Origin of the sequence: Microcoleus sp. B9-D4, assembly GCF_036705105.1 — a bacterium.
Taxonomy (GTDB): domain Bacteria; phylum Cyanobacteriota; class Cyanobacteriia; order Cyanobacteriales; family Microcoleaceae; genus Microcoleus.
This window is the reverse complement of record NZ_JAUBTS010000017.1, coordinates 111,697-127,439: the sequence shown is the minus strand read 5'-3', so window position 1 is coordinate 127,439 and position 15,743 is coordinate 111,697. Positions and strand designations below refer to the sequence as shown.

The 15,743-nt window shown below is 43.8% G+C and carries 18 protein-coding genes; 6 read left to right on the top strand and 12 right to left on the bottom strand.

Annotated features, from left to right (window positions below):
• Positions 1-332 precede the first annotated feature (332 nt).
• On the top strand, positions 333-1,205 hold the full coding sequence (locus tag QUB24_RS13150) for an MBL fold metallo-hydrolase (RefSeq protein ID WP_333153592.1): 873 nt from the start codon (positions 333-335) through the stop codon (positions 1,203-1,205).
• Between the two features lie 357 nt (positions 1,206-1,562).
• Here the strand turns inward: QUB24_RS13150 and hcp are convergent, their stop codons facing one another.
• Together hcp and hemN are read right to left on the bottom strand one after the other, a co-directional pair.
• Positions 1,563-3,230: a hydroxylamine reductase gene (hcp, locus tag QUB24_RS13145; RefSeq protein WP_333153591.1), complete on the bottom strand. Its 1,668-nt coding sequence runs from the start codon at positions 3,228-3,230 to the stop codon at positions 1,563-1,565.
• Positions 3,231-3,470: 240 nt separating this feature from the next.
• On the bottom strand, positions 3,471-4,403 hold the full coding sequence (hemN, locus tag QUB24_RS13140) for an oxygen-independent coproporphyrinogen III oxidase (protein WP_333153595.1): 933 nt from the start codon (positions 4,401-4,403) through the stop codon (positions 3,471-3,473).
• A gap of 512 nt (positions 4,404-4,915) precedes the next feature.
• On the opposite strand from hemN, the gene QUB24_RS33615 reads away from it, so the two are divergent.
• Both QUB24_RS33615 and QUB24_RS13135 read left to right on the top strand, forming a co-directional pair.
• Positions 4,916-5,134, top strand: a complete 219-nt coding sequence (locus QUB24_RS33615) for a hypothetical protein (RefSeq protein WP_445300407.1) — start codon at positions 4,916-4,918, stop codon at positions 5,132-5,134.
• 311 nt (positions 5,135-5,445) lie between these two features.
• The gene (locus QUB24_RS13135; protein WP_333153590.1) at positions 5,446-6,126 is read left to right on the top strand and encodes a GDSL-type esterase/lipase family protein; all 681 of its coding nucleotides are present in this window, start codon (positions 5,446-5,448) and stop codon (positions 6,124-6,126) included.
• Here QUB24_RS13135 and QUB24_RS13130 read toward each other — a convergent pair whose 3' ends face one another.
• Together QUB24_RS13130 and QUB24_RS13125 are read right to left on the bottom strand one after the other, a co-directional pair.
• Complete coding sequence (locus tag QUB24_RS13130; protein ID WP_333153589.1) at positions 6,127-7,146, bottom strand: DUF1574 family protein; 1,020 nt, start codon at positions 7,144-7,146, stop codon at positions 6,127-6,129.
• A gap of 2 nt (positions 7,147-7,148) precedes the next feature.
• Positions 7,149-8,654 (bottom strand): MBOAT family protein, encoded by a 1,506-nt coding sequence (locus QUB24_RS13125; protein ID WP_333153588.1) that lies wholly within the window; start codon positions 8,652-8,654, stop codon positions 7,149-7,151.
• Positions 8,655-9,381: 727 nt separating this feature from the next.
• Between QUB24_RS13125 and QUB24_RS33610 the strand changes: the two genes are divergently transcribed.
• Positions 9,382-9,600 carry a hypothetical protein gene (locus QUB24_RS33610; protein WP_445300407.1) on the top strand — a complete coding sequence of 73 codons (219 nt, stop codon included), beginning with the start codon at positions 9,382-9,384 and terminating at the stop codon, positions 9,598-9,600.
• A gap of 327 nt (positions 9,601-9,927) precedes the next feature.
• Here the strand turns inward: QUB24_RS33610 and QUB24_RS13120 are convergent, their stop codons facing one another.
• From QUB24_RS13120 to acsF, 3 genes are all read right to left on the bottom strand, one after another.
• Entirely contained in the window at positions 9,928-10,356 is a 429-nt protein-coding gene (locus tag QUB24_RS13120; protein WP_333153587.1) for a hypothetical protein, read from the bottom strand.
• Positions 10,357-10,438: 82 nt separating this feature from the next.
• A complete protein-coding gene (locus QUB24_RS13115) occupies positions 10,439-11,185 on the bottom strand; it encodes a heme oxygenase (biliverdin-producing) (RefSeq protein ID WP_333153585.1) in 747 nt (248 codons plus the stop codon).
• Positions 11,186-11,196: 11 nt separating this feature from the next.
• Positions 11,197-12,273 carry a magnesium-protoporphyrin IX monomethyl ester (oxidative) cyclase gene (gene acsF / locus QUB24_RS13110; protein ID WP_333153584.1) on the bottom strand — a complete coding sequence of 359 codons (1,077 nt, stop codon included), beginning with the start codon at positions 12,271-12,273 and terminating at the stop codon, positions 11,197-11,199.
• Positions 12,274-12,284: 11 nt separating this feature from the next.
• On the opposite strand from acsF, the gene QUB24_RS13105 reads away from it, so the two are divergent.
• Entirely contained in the window at positions 12,285-12,419 is a 135-nt protein-coding gene (locus QUB24_RS13105) for a hypothetical protein (RefSeq protein ID WP_333143296.1), read from the top strand.
• Between the two features lie 43 nt (positions 12,420-12,462).
• Positions 12,463-12,864 (top strand): helix-turn-helix domain-containing protein, encoded by a 402-nt coding sequence (locus tag QUB24_RS13100; protein WP_333153583.1) that lies wholly within the window; start codon positions 12,463-12,465, stop codon positions 12,862-12,864.
• Positions 12,865-12,976: 112 nt separating this feature from the next.
• Here the strand turns inward: QUB24_RS13100 and QUB24_RS13095 are convergent, their stop codons facing one another.
• Genes QUB24_RS13095 through QUB24_RS13075 form a run of 5 tightly spaced genes read right to left on the bottom strand, consistent with a single transcriptional unit; the run spans position 12,977 to position 15,618 of the window.
• Positions 12,977-13,288, bottom strand: a complete 312-nt coding sequence (locus tag QUB24_RS13095) for a hypothetical protein (protein WP_333153582.1) — start codon at positions 13,286-13,288, stop codon at positions 12,977-12,979.
• Between the two features lie 4 nt (positions 13,289-13,292).
• The gene (locus QUB24_RS13090; protein WP_333153581.1) at positions 13,293-14,654 is read right to left on the bottom strand and encodes a protein kinase domain-containing protein; all 1,362 of its coding nucleotides are present in this window, start codon (positions 14,652-14,654) and stop codon (positions 13,293-13,295) included.
• A gap of 31 nt (positions 14,655-14,685) precedes the next feature.
• Entirely contained in the window at positions 14,686-14,913 is a 228-nt protein-coding gene (locus tag QUB24_RS13085; RefSeq protein ID WP_333153580.1) for a type II toxin-antitoxin system MqsA family antitoxin, read from the bottom strand.
• 49 nt (positions 14,914-14,962) lie between these two features.
• Positions 14,963-15,373: a putative toxin-antitoxin system toxin component, PIN family gene (locus QUB24_RS13080; RefSeq protein ID WP_333153579.1), complete on the bottom strand. Its 411-nt coding sequence runs from the start codon at positions 15,371-15,373 to the stop codon at positions 14,963-14,965.
• Entirely contained in the window at positions 15,373-15,618 is a 246-nt protein-coding gene (locus QUB24_RS13075; RefSeq protein WP_333153578.1) for a hypothetical protein, read from the bottom strand. The genes QUB24_RS13080 and QUB24_RS13075 overlap by 1 nt, the downstream gene beginning before the upstream one ends.
• Between the last annotated feature and the right edge of the window lie 125 nt (positions 15,619-15,743).

The window sequence follows — 15,743 nt, the reverse complement described above, 5'->3', positions numbered from 1 at the left end:
TTAGGAACAGGCTTTTCGGCCTGTTCCACAAGAAAATTTATCTTTTGTGGAACGGGCCGAAGAGCCCGTTCTTGAGATTGGTGTAAGATGTGAGTTTTAACTTAGATATTGCACCATTCTCAATTAGGATTTTATGAACAGGCTTTTCGGCCTGTTCCACAAGAAAATTTACTCTTTGTGGAACGGGCCGAAGAGCCCGTTCTTGAGATTGGTGCCAGAGGTGAGTTTTAATCGGCTTGGTCTGTGAGACGGGTCTAAACCCCGGCGGGATGTCGGGGGTAGTCATTATAGTAAGTTATCATAATTTATATGGGTTATTAAGAGGTAGAAAAATGGCTAACATTAATCGGAGGCGTTCTGAGAATATTAACGGTAACTTTTATGTAGACAGTACCTGCATTGACTGTGATACTTGTCGGTGGATGGCACCTGAAGTATTTACTCAAGCGGGAGAACAGTCTGCTGTTTACCACCAGCCAAGTAATGAAACTGAAAAAATGCGATCACTCGCGGCTCTTTTGTCTTGTCCCACAAGTTCGATAGGGACTGTAGAAAAACCCAAAAGGATCAAAGAAGCCCAGCAACTGTTACCCGCACTCATAGCAGAAAATGTCTATCACTGCGGCTACCACTCAGAGAAATCCTACGCCGCAGCGAGCTATTTAATTGTCCGGCCTGATGGCAATATTTTAGTTGATTCTCCCCGTTTTGTGCCGCCGCTAGTCAAAAACATAGAAGCAATGGGCGGCATTCGCTATATGTACTTGACTCACGGCGATGATGTGGCAGATCATCAACTATACCACGAGCATTTTGGGTGCGATCGCATCATTCATTATGACGAAATTAACGCTGATACTTGCCGTGTAGAAATGCAATTGTCGCCCAGCGAACCGTATCAACTAGCAGATGATTTGTTGATTATATCGGTGCCAGGTCACACGAAAGGTCACACAGTTTTGCTTTACAATAACAAGTTTTTGTTCACCGGCGATCATCTTGCTTGGTCGGAAAGTTTGCAGCAGCTAGTTGGCTTTCACGATGTCTGTTGGTATTCTTGGCCAGAACAAATCAAATCTATGCAGAAGTTGGCTAATTACTCGTTTGAATGGGTGTTGCCGGGACACGGCCGCAGGTATAATGCCGATCGACAAACAATGAGCAATCAAATGCAAAAGTGTATTGCTTGGATGCTCGATGCTTAGTGCGATCGGGTTCATAACTCCGACTCAGCGAGATTCATTTGACCCCGGTAGCCTGTAAAAATTCGACTGCCATCTTTGAGAATATGAATCTCCATCCTATCTCTATTCTCGACAAGCGCGTGAATCTGCGTCAATCCCTTGTCCGGGGCGGTTAATACATTCTCTTTTTTTCACCGCAGATAAACACAGATTAACGCAGATGAATCCCTCTGAATAGACTTAGGATCGCGAATTAAATAATTTACACTCTTGAAAGTGGGGAGTAGGGGTTGGGCTTATAGCCCGCCATTTCTGGACGGGCGGGACGCCCATCCCACAAGAACCATCACGCATTCTAAGTTATTTAATTCTCATTCCTTAGCGAATGACTGCTAATGGGCTCAAGCAAGCTGCTAGATCGGCATCAGGGGTGGTAATGGCCTGCAAGTTATATTTCTCGGACAGAAGCTTGAATACATTGGGAGAAATAAACGCCGGTAATGTCGGCCCTAAACGAATGTTTTTAATCCCCAAATGCAAGAGAGTTAGCAAGACGGCTACTGCCTTTTGTTCATACCACGACAGAATCATGGAAAGGGGTATATCGTTGACACCTACCTCAAAGGCATTGGCTAGGGCTACAGCAATCTGAATCGCTGAGTAGGCATCGTTGCACTGACCAACATCCATCAGGCGGGGTAGTCCGTCAATGTCGCCCATTTGTCGATCGAAGAAGCGAAACTTACCGCAAGCTAGGGTGAGCACGACACAATCATCAGGCACTTTTTCTACGAACTCGGTGTAGTAGTTGCGATCAGGTTTGGCTCCATCACAGCCCCCCACCAGGAAGAAATGGCGGATTTTACGCTGTTTCACAGCCTCAATGATTTTATCTGCCACCCCTAGGACTGTATTGTGGGCAAAACCAACAGTGACTTCCCTGGCGGGTGCATCTTCAGTAAAGCCGGGAAGTGCCAGTGCTTTCTCAATAACGGGAGTAAAATCTGGTGTGCCATTGTCGATCGCACTCAAGTTAATCAGACCCGGATAGCCGACGGGGCCAACGCTAAAGAGTTTATCTTCATAATAGGAATGGGTTGGCATTAAGCAGTTGGTCGTAATCACGATCGCACCGGGGAACTTGCCAAAATCCTTGGTTTGGTTCTGCCAAGCAGTGCCGTAGTGACCGTAGAGATGGGGATACTGCTGTTTTAGTTTGGGATAGCCGTGGGCTGGTAGAAGTTCGCCGTGGGTGTAAACAGTAATTCCAGTGTCTGCTGTTTGCTTGAGTAAGCCTTCGAGTTGTTTGATGTCATGTCCTGAAACCAGAATCGCCTTCCCTTGCCGTGGATTGAGGGGAACAGGCGTGGGAATTGGGTGCCCATAGGTACCGGTATGTCCGGCATCCAATAGTTCCATAGAGCGCAGATTAATGGCTCCCACCTCAAGAGCAAGATTCACCCACTCCTGCAAGCTCAAAGTCTGGTTATCGAGGGCGACAAGTGCCTCATAAATGAAACGATACACCCGCTCGTCTTCCTGTCCCACTTCGTAGGCGTGGAAGGTGTAGGAGGCAAGACCCTTAACCCCATATAGCACTGTGAGTTTGAGTGAGAAAATATCCACATTCAAGCCAGACTGACTGAGGAACTGAGAGGAAATCAGCTCACCCTGCTCAACCAGGCTCTCCTCAAAGTTGGGTTCAAAGTCGGAAATTGCAGCCCACGTGGGTGGAGTGTCTGTTGTTTGCTGCACTTGAGCCTTGAGGTTGGCGCGATGGGCGATCGCTTCTTGGAGATACTCAACAAACCGCTTTTCGGAAAAGTTGACATTCGTCATCGTGGCAAAGATCGCTTCGCAGGTGAAGACATCCACTGCATGGGTATCAATGTCTAACTCCTTTGCTTTCAGGGCAATCGGAGCCAACCCGCGCAGATAATATATCAGCAGATCTTGGATAGCATTCACCTGGGGACTTTTCCCACAAGCACCAAACTGATGGCATCCTTGTCCGCTTGCTGTTTGTTCGCATTGTTCACAGAACATTAATTTTTCCTTGTTGAATTGGTTAGAATTTACGCAACAACTCGGTTATGAAAGTATTTATCCGTCCCTGACTATGTTAACAAATCTGAGTTAACTCACATCTTGTAGCATTCTCAAGAACGGGCAAGATGCCCGTTCCACAAAGAGTGAATTTTGTTGTGGAACAGGCCGAAAAGCCTGTTCCTAAACAAGTAATTGAGAATGGTGCAACATCTCAGAGTTAACAAATATGACGATGATTCATAGGGACTTGGAAAACCGTTTGCTTGAGTGGGGGATGAGATAGCTATCAAACACGGATGCAATATTGCGAATTAGCAAGCGCCCGATCGCAGTTACTTCAATGCCATCGCCCCAACGTTTGATTAACCCATCGGCTTCTAAGGCATCAAGTTGTGGCAAAACATGAGCGAAATAGTCATTAAAATCGAGATCGAAGCCGAGATGGTATTTTTCTTCCAAATCCTGCACCGACAGTTGGAATTGACACATTAATTCCATAATTACTGTGCGCCGAATCAGATCGTCCTGATTAAGTCTAACACCTCTTTCGATCGGCAATTCCTTCCCCTCGATCGCCCGATAAAAATCTTTCAATCCCTTGTGGTTTTGGGTATACACATCCTGCAACATACTGATGGAAGTCATGCCAAAGCCCAACAGATCAGATTCGGGCTTAGTGGTATAACCCTGAAAATTACGATGTAGTTGCCCAGCTTGTTGCGCGATAGCTAGTTCATCATTAGGCTTGGCAAAGTGATCCATACCAATAAACACATAGCCATTTTGCGTCAGTTGGGCGATCGTACTTTGCAGAATTTTCAGCTTTTCGCCGGCAGTCGGTAAAGCAGATTCTGGCATTCGTTTCTGAACGGGTTTGAGCCAGGGAACATAGGCAAAATTAAAGACGGCAATGCGATCTGGATTTAATTGCAAGGTCTTCTTTACTGTTTCCTGGAACGTTGCTTGTGTCTGGAAAGGTAAGCCGTAAATCAAATCCACATTGACACTTTCAAACCCAGCTTCCCGCATCCAATCCATCACATCAAACAACATCGCTTCCGGCTGCACCCGATTGATAGCTTCCTGCACGATGGGATTAAAATCCTGAATACCAAAACTAATCCGATTGAATCCTAATTGTCGCAAAAATAGAATATATTCGCGATCGATACAGCACTTTGCTTAACGATTAGGTACAATAATAGAGGTGACAAGAAGGAGAAAAAATGAAACCTTACTCCCTAGATATGCGTCAAAATATCGTTAACACCTACGAAGCAGGCAATTACCTCTGTTCGGAAAGTAATCGAAAGATTTCAAGTAAGTAAAAGTACGGTACAGGAACTACTCAAACGAAAAAGAGAGACAGGAAAATTACTCCCTCGTCAGGCAAAAGGGGGGAAACCGAGCCAACTCTTTGGTCAGGAAGAACAGATCAAAGAGATGGTAGTAGAACATCCAGATTACACGTTAGCCGAATACTGTGAGTATAGGCAGGACTTTCACAGGAGTAAGGTTGAGTGAAAGTGCGATGTGCAGATTCCTGCACAAACAGAAACTCACCGTAAAAAAAAACCATACGCAGCAGCCAAGCCGATAAAGAAAGTACAAAAAAGCAGCGGATAGAATATTGGGGAAAAATCAGGGATGTCGCCCCCGAAAATCTCGTGTTTTTGGATGAAATGGGTGTATTGCTAGGGATAATGAGGGGTAGAGCCAGAAGTATGAAGGGAGAAAGAGTCTACGATATAAAGCCATTTTATAGAGGAAGTAGGGTAACAGTGGTTGGGGCAATAAGCCAGAAGAAAGTAATCGCGATGAAAACAATGGGAAAATCGATAAACGGAGAGGAATTATTGAAGTTTGTGCAAGAAGGACTGGCACCGAAATTGTGTTCATGAGCGGTAGTAGTAATGGATAATCTGAGAGTACATAAGGTAGAAGGGGTGGAAGAAATGATCGATGCAGTGGGAGCAAGAGTAGTGTATTTATCACGCCAACTCACCAGAATTTAATCCAATAGAACATTTATGGTGGGAACTAAAGGCATTGCTCAGGAGATTCATACCTAAAAGTGTACAAATAGTGGAAAAACTCTTGGAGTTGGGAGTTAAATTATGTTCAAGTAAGCAAATCAGAAATTATTTTGCTCACTGCTGTTACTGTACCTCTTAGTCACGCAAAGTGCTGTAACTTACTTATTTTGTTAATTATGGCGGTTTTTATATATAGAAGAGGTTGCCTGTCATATATATTAACTAAACTACCCACTATTGTTGGCTTGAAAAGCCCTATACGCAACTATTCAGCCTTCTATTTGCAGCGGAAAGATTTGTTCAATTTTTTACCGAATCACAAGGCTTCAATAATATTTTTAGGCGATAGTATTACCGCGCAGTGCGAATGGTCTGAATTTTTTCATAACTCAATAATAAAAAATAGAGGCCTTGCGGGAGATCGAACAGACGGGATTTTAGCCCGCCTGAACCAAATCGTTAAAATGCGCCCGCACAAGATATTTATTATGATTGGAATCAATGACCTTTTAGCCGGGGTATCCGCCACGGATACTCTAGCTAATTACAGGGAAATACTAAAGCAGATCAAGCAAGAATCGCCCGAAACGAAAATATTCGTTCAAAGCGTATTACCCATTAATAAATTGTCTCGGACTTATTTGACTTATTTTTCTCCCCTTACTAACACAGATATTACTGAATTTAATAGCCGATTGAAATCCACAGCCGAAGAGTTTGGATTGGAGTACATAGACCTATATTCTCTCTTAATTAAGGACGGCAAACTGATGACAAGTTACACGTTTGATGGGCTTCACTTAAAGGGCGAAGCCTATGTAATTTGGAAGGAGGCTATCGAACGCTATGTTAATTAATCAAGGAGCGCTGAATTTCTGATTTAACTTCTCGCTTATATATCGAGTCAACAACTGAGCGCCTTTTTTATTTAAGTGCAAAGCATCGGCAAAATATTCATCTGTTAGCGGCAGATCATTCCTTGCATCTATTAGGAGTCCGTTGTATTTTTTCAAAATAGATGTTAACCGGGCTCTGTGAGAAGTAATTATTTCCCTGCTCGGATCGTATTTATTCAAATAAGCTTCCCTCATGGGCGTTAAGACAAAGACCAGATTGATGTTATTTTGAACTAGATTACTGGCGAATTTCTCTAGAGACTGATAGCAGATATCGCTGATACTGATTGATTTCCAAAAAGACCCCTCCCATCGACTGGGCAGGATATTTTCTTTCGGGACTTCTAGGACTATAGAACCGCCTGAATCAAATTTTAATGAATCGTATGTATCGTTGTTATTTCTTTTTTGACGAACGTCTAAAACTTTGGTAAGATTGACGGCGTTCAACAAATCTCGATACTTGAAATGATAGTATAAAGCTGGGATATTTGAAGAAATATAGTTGAGTCCATCTGTCTCATTAAAATCCTCGAAAGAGACATATTTTCTATTGGTTGTCGTTGGCGACGAACAATTGCGGAAGTCAACAGGAGATGATAATATTAAAACTATATTCGGCTTGACAATTAATTTTATAGAGAAGTCTGTTACAGGTTGTAGGTCGCTAATTTGCGCTCCCCAAGAAGCAAAGTTGACGGTAGAAATTTGCCCGCCATTTCGATCTTTAATTAAAGTCGAATCCATGTTATTAAGGGTCATAGAAGATCCGACGGCCAATATTTGAGAATTTTTAGGTTTAATTTCCCTAAAATATCTGAGTTTTTCGTCAAAGCTGAGGCTGGAAATAAACGGAGGTGCAATGAGCATTTTTTGCGCCTCCATAAGGAACATCAGCAAGACAAACAAGCCGAAGTATATGGTCAGACTCAGAGCGATTAGTTTGTTGTATCGGCTAAAATTTTCTGAAGTTTTGTTCATGGCTAAAAATTAAAGTATAGGAATTCACTGTGAGTAACAGAAAACATTTTTAAGAGAGCAAAAAAGGCCATTAGGCTAAGCAACAAGCTCTGAAAAAGCGCTGGCCGCCATTGCAACTTTGTCCACAAGCGTTCGCCCCACACTGAAGGAGTATCTGCTGTCACTTTATCGAAGGCTGGATCGTAATGAACCAGCCACTGCTGAGTATTGGGGAGCAACCAGACGCCAAGCGCAAGTAGAACCAGCATCTTGATATTTGTTGGCAACGTACTCGACAGTGAAAGACCATTGGCACCGCTCATGGATGCTAGAATAGCAAACGCTGCCTTCAGATTCTCTGCTCTAAAGAAAACCCACGATACTAATACTGCTAGAAACGTTACCAAACAACCCAGTAGACTACCCCACCAGGTAATCTTTTTGAGGTCATGTCCTAGCGATCGCCGGAAGGCATGCCACTGGTGGTTTATAACCAAGTAGATTCCATGCAACCCACCCCAAAATACAAATGTCCAACCCGCACCGTGCCAAAGACCGCCCAGCAGCATCGTAATCATCAAATTGGCGTGATGGCGAAGTTCACCTTTTCGATTGCCTCCCAGAGGAATGTAGAGATACTCCCTCAAGAAGCGAGAGAGAGTCATGTGCCAGTGCCGCCAAAATTTGATAATATTCGCAGATTTGTAAGGTGAGTTAAAGTTGAGTGGCAGCTTGATTCCAAACATCCGAGCTGCGCCGATCGCCATCTCTGAGTAGCCTGAAAAATCGAAATAAAGCTGAAATAGGTAGGCTATTGCTCCACTCCACCCTTCTAAAAATGTCAGACCTTGACCGCGAGCGGCCGCTTCAAAAACTGGGGTAGCGTAGACGGCTATGCCATCTGCCAAAATTACTTTTTTAAACAATCCTGTAATAAAAATAGTCAGGCCCACTGCCAGATTTTCTGCATCAAATTGATAGGTTTCTTTTTTGTTGAATTGCGGTATGGTTTCTTGGTGAAGAATGATCGGACCTGCTATCAATCGGGGGAAAAATGTCACGAAAAGGCAGTATTTTATAAAACTGTGTTCTTTGGTCGTTCCTCGGTAAACATCTACGAGGAAAGCGATTTGCTCGAACGTGAAAAAAGAAATTCCCAACGGCAATATAACGTTGTTTAGGTTGAAATTTGTCCCCGCTACAGCATTTATATTAATCGCGAAAAAATTTGCATATTTATAGTAACTAATGAGGCTCAAATTGACACATAAACCCAGCATCAGCATTAGTTTTCGGCTGACGGGTACTTGGAAGCGCTGGCTGAGAACGGCTCCTACGGTATAGTTAAACACCAGCGAGAAACCCAGCAAGACTAGATAGGCTGGTTTCCACCACCCGTAGAAAAATAACGATGCCATCACAAGCCAAGCGTTCGCCCCTCTTTCCCAACCCCGCCCGCCAATTGCAAAAAATATCCACAGGGTGATGGGCAAAAACAGACAAATAAATTCAAAAGAGTTAAACAGCATTTAGTCCAGTCCAGTCTGCCTGTAATTTTTGTGCCTGTCTAGTAGAGCGTGGCCTAAACCCAACACGCGCACCCTTCCTAGATAAACACAAGTACAATGATAACAATACTCTGGACAGTTTTTAGATAAACGGCTGAAATCATCATTATACCAGGGTAAGAGCATCTCAATCAAGCTTTACAAAAGGAGTTGAGAACAGTCATCATATAATCATTACAGCACTTTGCTTAACGATTAGGTACAATAATAGAGGTGACAAGAAGGAGAAAAAATGAAACCTTACTCCCTAGATATGCGTCAAAATATCGTTAACACCTACGAAGCAGGCAATTACCTCTGTTCGGAAAGTAATCGAAAGATTTCAAGTAAGTAAAAGTACGGTACAGGAACTACTCAAACGAAAAAGAGAGACAGGAAAATTACTCCCTCGTCAGGCAAAAGGGGGGAAACCGAGCCAACTCTTTGGTCAGGAAGAACAGATCAAAGAGATGGTAGTAGAACATCCAGATTACACGTTAGCCGAATACTGTGAGTATAGGCAGGACTTTCACAGGAGTAAGGTTGAGTGAAAGTGCGATGTGCAGATTCCTGCACAAACAGAAACTCACCGTAAAAAAAAACCATACGCAGCAGCCAAGCCGATAAAGAAAGTACAAAAAAGCAGCGGATAGAATATTGGGGAAAAATCAGGGATGTCGCCCCCGAAAATCTCGTGTTTTTGGATGAAATGGGTGTATTGCTAGGGATAATGAGGGGTAGAGCCAGAAGTATGAAGGGAGAAAGAGTCTACGATATAAAGCCATTTTATAGAGGAAGTAGGGTAACAGTGGTTGGGGCAATAAGCCAGAAGAAAGTAATCGCGATGAAAACAATGGGAAAATCGATAAACGGAGAGGAATTATTGAAGTTTGTGCAAGAAGGACTGGCACCGAAATTGTGTTCATGAGCGGTAGTAGTAATGGATAATCTGAGAGTACATAAGGTAGAAGGGGTGGAAGAAATGATCGATGCAGTGGGAGCAAGAGTAGTGTATTTATCACGCCAACTCACCAGAATTTAATCCAATAGAACATTTATGGTGGGAACTAAAGGCATTGCTCAGGAGATTCATACCTAAAAGTGTACAAATAGTGGAAAAACTCTTGGAGTTGGGAGTTAAATTATGTTCAAGTAAGCAAATCAGAAATTATTTTGCTCACTGCTGTTACTGTACCTCTTAGTCACGCAAAGTGCTGTATAGCTAGGATTGACTTCGATCGATATTTCTGCCGCGTCATCGAAGCGAAAATATCGATTTAACTGGTTCCAGAGAAACTCTACCTGACTGCGATCGAGATAGTTGGGCGTGCCGCCGCCCCAGTGCAACTGATGCACCAGCCGATCGGCCTCCACCAAACTGGCAACGCCGGCGAATTTGGCGATCGAGATAGCCTAAATAGGGTTCTACCACCTCCTTGCGCTGGGTGATGATGGTATTGCAGCCGCAGAAATAACAGGGCGTTTCGCAAAAGGGGATGTGGCAGTAAAGCGATAAGGGGGTTCGTTTGTGATTGCCGACGGCGATCGCGGTTTTAAATGCGTGGCGATCGAAGTCAGTGCTTAATTCTGTGGCGGGTGGATAGCTGGTATAGCGAGGTAAAGGCTGGTTGTATTTATTCAACAATGCAGCATCAAATTCAACCGTTTGTGATAACTGTTTCATTAACTAATGTATCCTTCTGTTGTTGTGTAAATTCAGAACCCCGGCATATTTTAGAGATACGATCTTGTTTTCGTGGGGCGAGTTATTTCGCCACAGATTCTCGCTTGGCATGAGGGCTGCGGCCTTCTGTGCTACCGGGGCGATCTTGCCGAGTTAACAAATCAAAGGTATGGTCTCCAATCGCCGCTTTCACATCGGCTTCGAGTTCGTGCATTACATCCTGGTTAAGGGTAAATGCCGTATTTGCTTCGGCGACAATTCGCTCGATCGTGTCAGCATCCACCGGAAACTCATCAAAGGTTTGGCGATAGCGTTCCTTAAATACTCGCCTTGCTTCTGGTGTCGAGATTTGGGAAAATTCATAGAAATTTGTTCCTCGATCCGGCGGCAGAGACAACGCCGATCGAATCACATTTTTCAAGCTTTGTCCGCCGGATAAATCACCCATGTAGCGGGTGTAGGCATGGGCAATCAGCAGGACTGGATCGGTTGCTGAGAGGGTTTGAATGCGATCGCGATACACACAACCCGCTGGCGAAGCCGTAATTTCCTCCAGCCAATTTTCACCGTAATAAAAAGCTAGATCGCAAGCCAGATTCTCAGTGCGATTTAACTCAGGGAAATAGAGGGTTCCGATAATCGGGTGGTTGACATGGCTCTGCAAAGCCGTTTCTAAGGCGCTGTAAACAAAGTACAAATCGGCAAATAGTTTACGCAAAGGTTCCCGTTCCACAATGCCTTTCATAAAGCATTTCATAAATGCCGTATTTTCGGCTGTGGTGTGGGATTGCATCGTGCCTTCTCGGAGGCGTGTCGATAGATTAGTCATGGCAATATCTCCTAATTAATAGCGGTTCTGGACGATTCAGCATTAATCGATGGCAGTAAATAAAGGCGCAACAACTGCCAGACGATCGCAGCAATCCAGGGTAATTTTTGGCAAAATTGGATGGCGGCAGGGCGCTGGTTAGTTGAGATTTCTGCTAGCTTCTGATTGGCGATCGCACATCGATCCAAACGGGGAAAGAATTCTGGATGGTGGGTATCTAAAATACTGGGAAACGCCCGTTTTGCCGTTTCATTGGTGTGATGAATCACCTGCTTGTTATATTCATCGGGGTCGATGCCGATGGAGTCATAAAATGTGGAGCGTTCCAACACCGTCATTGTGTGGGTGGCAAACACCGTCAGTAGAAAAAAGCGCGCCCAGAGTCTGGCCTTCCAGCTATTCCAAAGCTTAGGCTGCGATCGCAACAATGCCTTAAAAAAATCCCCATGTCGATTTTCGTCTTGGCACCAATTCTCGAAGTAGCGAAACAGGGGATAAATTTGATGTTCGGGATGTTGTTCGAGATGGCGATACACCAAAATATAGCGCCAGTAGCCAATTTTTTCCGACAGATAAACAGTATAAATTACCCATTCTGGAGGGAAGAATGTATAGGTACGATTTTTTGTTAAATAGCCCAGATCGAGAGACAACCCAAAATCCGTCATCGCCTTATTCAAGAAACCGGCATGACGCGCTTCATCCCGTGCCAGTAAGCTAAAGGCTTCCGATAACAACGGTTGGCGATTCTTAAGTTTGCGGGAGAGTTCTTTGAACAACAGAAAACCCGAAAATTCTGAGGTACAGGAGCGCTCTAAAAAGTCAATAAATGCCTTTCGCGTTTCGCCATCAATCTTGTCCCAGCATTGCTCAAACTCTTGATTGCGGACAAAATGGTGGCGGTTATAGTCCGCGCGCAATTCTGCTACAACTGCTTCTAATTCCGCTTGTTGCCCGGACAGATCCATTTCGGCAACGGCATCAAAATTGGTGGTGTAAAAGCGGGGTGTTAACAGGGTTTCTTGAACGGGTGCTTTAATGCCGGATGGCAGACCAGCAGACTCCGATTTACTAATTGAACTGACCATAGGAGTGGAGAGTGGATTGTTCGGAATTGATGACTGTGCACCACATTGCCTTAATCCGCGATCGCCCACAAGTCAGTTACCAGTGGTATCCTATAGTTACTTTAGGTAAAGCATTGAAGCCAATAGGACGCTTGAGCCATTTCTAAAGAAATATGGAAATTATCGTGAAGGCAACTGTGCAGGGAGTTTATGGTGGAAGCGAGTCAGTGCGTAGAGGTTAAATGTCCGATTCAATTTGTGCTAGACTTGTTGGACAATAAATGGTCAATTTTGGTTCTACGCGAACTGTTTGGAGGCGATCGGCGTCCCCACGAATTACTCGCGGCACTTCCTGGCATCAGCACCAAAACCCTCACCCAACGCCTACGAGAGTTGGAATCTCAAGGGTTAGTCGATCGGCGTGTTTATGCCGAGATTCCGCCCCGCGTCGAATATTCCCTCACGCCCAAGGGTCGCCAAATTCAACCAGTGATGGCAGCCCTGCATCAAGTAGGATCGCAGTGGCTGGGCCAGGAGAGTTGTATTTGTCCACTAACACACTCAAATGCTGAGGACGATCGGGTGGACGCTTCAGGTCTAATTTCAGATTAAAAATGTCAGAATTATTTATCTCTCTCTTCTCTTCCTCAGTGTCCTCTGCGTCCTCTGCGGTTTAATCATTCCGGTTCTGGCGGACGAATTCCGTGGGTTAAGTTAACTCCCGCTAAGAATTAGCCTTGGGAATAGCCATCAAAGTCATAGAATTAGCTGGGTAAGTTGCCCTAAAACCATATTTATATACTCTAAAGCCGCAGTTCAAAGTGCTAATTTTATTTACACCGTAGATGTCGGGGCTGATGGAATGGCGATCGGCTGTCACATCAACAGATAAGGTCGGATTGGCTGTTTGGGCGATCGCCATTTTGAAGTAAACTGTTGTTACGGCAATTGCCAAAGTCGTGATTAAACCCAATAAAAATAGGACAAGCCAACGAGGTTTATTTGCGGGAGACTGCAATAAAAATCGTGGATTCATTAATTTATGATATAGTGTTTAATAAGGCTTGTTTAAAATCTGCTGCACTTTTATAATAAATTTCAGGATTGTCAACTAAAGCGCGATCGATTACGGTGGCTAGCGGTTGAGGAATCGAGGAAGTGCGATCGCCAATAAGAACCGCATCATTATCCAACACAGCACGAAACGGGTCTAGTCCTACAAAATTGCGCGGCGAATATCCCGTAATCATCACATACAAACAAGCCGCCGCCGCCCAAACATCAACATCCGGTTGCGCGTACTTATAATCAATCACTTGCTGTCGCGGCATAAAATACGGCGTGCCCACAACATTACCAGTCATCGTTTGGCCGCTTAAACCCGCTTGGTCAAAAGCTTTTGATAACCCATAATCCCCAATTTTAGCAACTTGTTTCCCATCCACATTCGCCAGAAAAATATTCCCTGGCTTCAAATCCCGGTGAATCAAACCCCGTCCCTTTGCAAAACTACCATCAGCCAATTTCACATTCGGAATTTCCGCATTATGAGTGTAAGTCAAACCATCTAAAACTTGCACAATAATAGCCACAGCCTCATCAATCGGCAAAGTGCTGACACCGCGTTTTGCCATCAAATCAACAACACTGCCACCCTCGCAGTATTCCATCGTAAAAAAGAAAGTTTCATCAGCATAACCCGACTCTTTAAATCCTACCACATTCGGATGCTTCAAACATTTAGTATTATCAACTTCCCGCAAAAACCAATTCACAGCCCGCTGATTCGCAGCCACTTTTGGTAACATCACTTTCAGGGCGACTTCTTCATTTGTTTGTTTATGTCGCGCCAAATAAACCAAACTAAAACCTCCCTTACCCAACTCCTTGAGTAAAACATAATCCCCCAGAACTCCAATATTAGTTTTACCACCGACAGCTTTCAACAGAAAAGCTTTCAGCATTTCCCACAGATTGGCTTGATTTGAGGGAATGATTGGGGGTGATTGTTGTTGGAGATTTTTGGCTATTTCCGGGTCAAGGGCAACAGCAACTCGAAAAGAAGTATCGCTAAGTGTAAATTCATCTCCCCCCTGCAAGTCGTATTCTAGAAATTGAATTTGAGCAGCTTCTTCGGGAGTTTGATGGGATTCTCGCTGACCGATTTTTTCACCGTTTACAAAAGTCCCATTTTTGCTACCAAAATCTCGCACGCGGATATCGGGAGGATTGATATCTAGCAAACAGTGATAGCGGGAGATGGTGCGGTGTTTGTCGTCGTCGGGAATTTTGGGATAGCAATCTTTGGCGCGGCCGATAATGCAAGTAGTGCGGGTGTCAAAGGTGAATTCTTGGCCTTTGAGATTGCCTGCGGTGATGGTGAGGGTAACTTTTGAAGTCATTTCAATATATGATTGTAAAGGTAATCATTGGCTAAGCAAAACTAGCGACTTCTACAGAACGTTCTACCGCTACACTTGTACGCTGGCGTTTAATTCTGTCGATTTCATGCAATGTTTCGGCTGTTAGGTAACTACTGCCACAGTGAGGACAGCTTATTACGGGAATATTTTCTATAACTAGCAAATCTTTGCCTTTACCATAGGTTCTGGGAATTCGGCGAATTCGCACACCTTCTGTTCCGCAAATATCGCATACCATTTACTAAGTCTCCTTGCTTAATGTTTGTGGTTCGCTTCTCATTTTAGAATTATTGTATACTAGCCAGAAAGTCTGTAGCTTTGAGAATTATAATACTTTGATAATCGCCCAAAGATAGTAAATGTTTATCACCTGTCACAATATAATTTGCATTTGCAACTACACCACATTCTAGCACCATATCATCGTCAGGATCGGCACACATACCTTTCAGGCTATTGGTGATATTCACTAGCTGAGAATAATCGAGTACCTTATCAGTAGTTGATTGAGCATCCTGGGGCGAATAGTCAAATTTTGAGAGCAGTTTTTCTTGAAATTCATCAAGGATTTCTCTGCAAGTCACGGATTGTACTAAACCATTCTTGGCAAGTTGTAGACACCGATAGGGGTTACTTCTTTGTGATAAACTGGCAGAGATTAAAATATTCGTATCAAATACGACTATAGGTAGCATCATTAAGCTTCGTGTAAAACATCGTCAATAAATTCTTCGCGTTCTTCTTCAGTCATAGTATCCCAATCTTTTCCGCGCTTCCAGCAAGCCATTCGTGCGTTTGCTTCGCTATCTTTAGTAAAATTACTTAACCAGCCCCACTTACTTTTGAGCAAAAACTCACATAATTCTGCTTGTTTTTCGCTAGGAAGTTGTTGGACTAATTCTAGGAGTTGTGTATAGGTTAAAGACAATGCTAATGTTGTCATCGATTTACCTCTCAGTAAAAATCTGCTTTTTCAATATATCATAACACAAACAGCGGATATTCCAGGACGCATGGGAGTTCAGAAACCGGGTTTTTTACGGCAATATTTGGTTCCAGCCGAAAGAT

Excerpts from the sequence above, each read along its gene's own strand:
- QUB24_RS13150 (WP_333153592.1), top strand. The coding sequence starts at position 333 with ATGGCTAACATTAATCGGAGGCGTTCTGAGAATATTAACGGTAACTTT.
- hcp (WP_333153591.1), bottom strand. The coding sequence starts at position 3,230 with ATGTTCTGTGAACAATGCGAACAAACAGCAAGCGGACAAGGATGCCAT.
- QUB24_RS33615 (WP_445300407.1), top strand. The coding sequence starts at position 4,916 with ATGGGTGTATTGCTAGGGATAATGAGGGGTAGAGCCAGAAGTATGAAG.
- QUB24_RS13135 (WP_333153590.1), top strand. The coding sequence starts at position 5,446 with ATGGCGGTTTTTATATATAGAAGAGGTTGCCTGTCATATATATTAACT.
- QUB24_RS13130 (WP_333153589.1), bottom strand. The coding sequence starts at position 7,146 with ATGAACAAAACTTCAGAAAATTTTAGCCGATACAACAAACTAATCGCT.
- QUB24_RS13125 (WP_333153588.1), bottom strand. The coding sequence starts at position 8,654 with ATGCTGTTTAACTCTTTTGAATTTATTTGTCTGTTTTTGCCCATCACC.
- QUB24_RS33610 (WP_445300407.1), top strand. The coding sequence starts at position 9,382 with ATGGGTGTATTGCTAGGGATAATGAGGGGTAGAGCCAGAAGTATGAAG.
- QUB24_RS13120 (WP_333153587.1), bottom strand. The coding sequence starts at position 10,356 with ATGAAACAGTTATCACAAACGGTTGAATTTGATGCTGCATTGTTGAAT.
- QUB24_RS13115 (WP_333153585.1), bottom strand. The coding sequence starts at position 11,185 with ATGACTAATCTATCGACACGCCTCCGAGAAGGCACGATGCAATCCCAC.
- acsF (WP_333153584.1), bottom strand. The coding sequence starts at position 12,273 with ATGGTCAGTTCAATTAGTAAATCGGAGTCTGCTGGTCTGCCATCCGGC.
- QUB24_RS13100 (WP_333153583.1), top strand. The coding sequence starts at position 12,463 with ATGGTGGAAGCGAGTCAGTGCGTAGAGGTTAAATGTCCGATTCAATTT.
- QUB24_RS13095 (WP_333153582.1), bottom strand. The coding sequence starts at position 13,288 with ATGAATCCACGATTTTTATTGCAGTCTCCCGCAAATAAACCTCGTTGG.
- QUB24_RS13090 (WP_333153581.1), bottom strand. The coding sequence starts at position 14,654 with ATGACTTCAAAAGTTACCCTCACCATCACCGCAGGCAATCTCAAAGGC.
- QUB24_RS13085 (WP_333153580.1), bottom strand. The coding sequence starts at position 14,913 with ATGGTATGCGATATTTGCGGAACAGAAGGTGTGCGAATTCGCCGAATT.
- QUB24_RS13080 (WP_333153579.1), bottom strand. The coding sequence starts at position 15,373 with ATGATGCTACCTATAGTCGTATTTGATACGAATATTTTAATCTCTGCC.
- QUB24_RS13075 (WP_333153578.1), bottom strand. The coding sequence starts at position 15,618 with ATGACAACATTAGCATTGTCTTTAACCTATACACAACTCCTAGAATTA.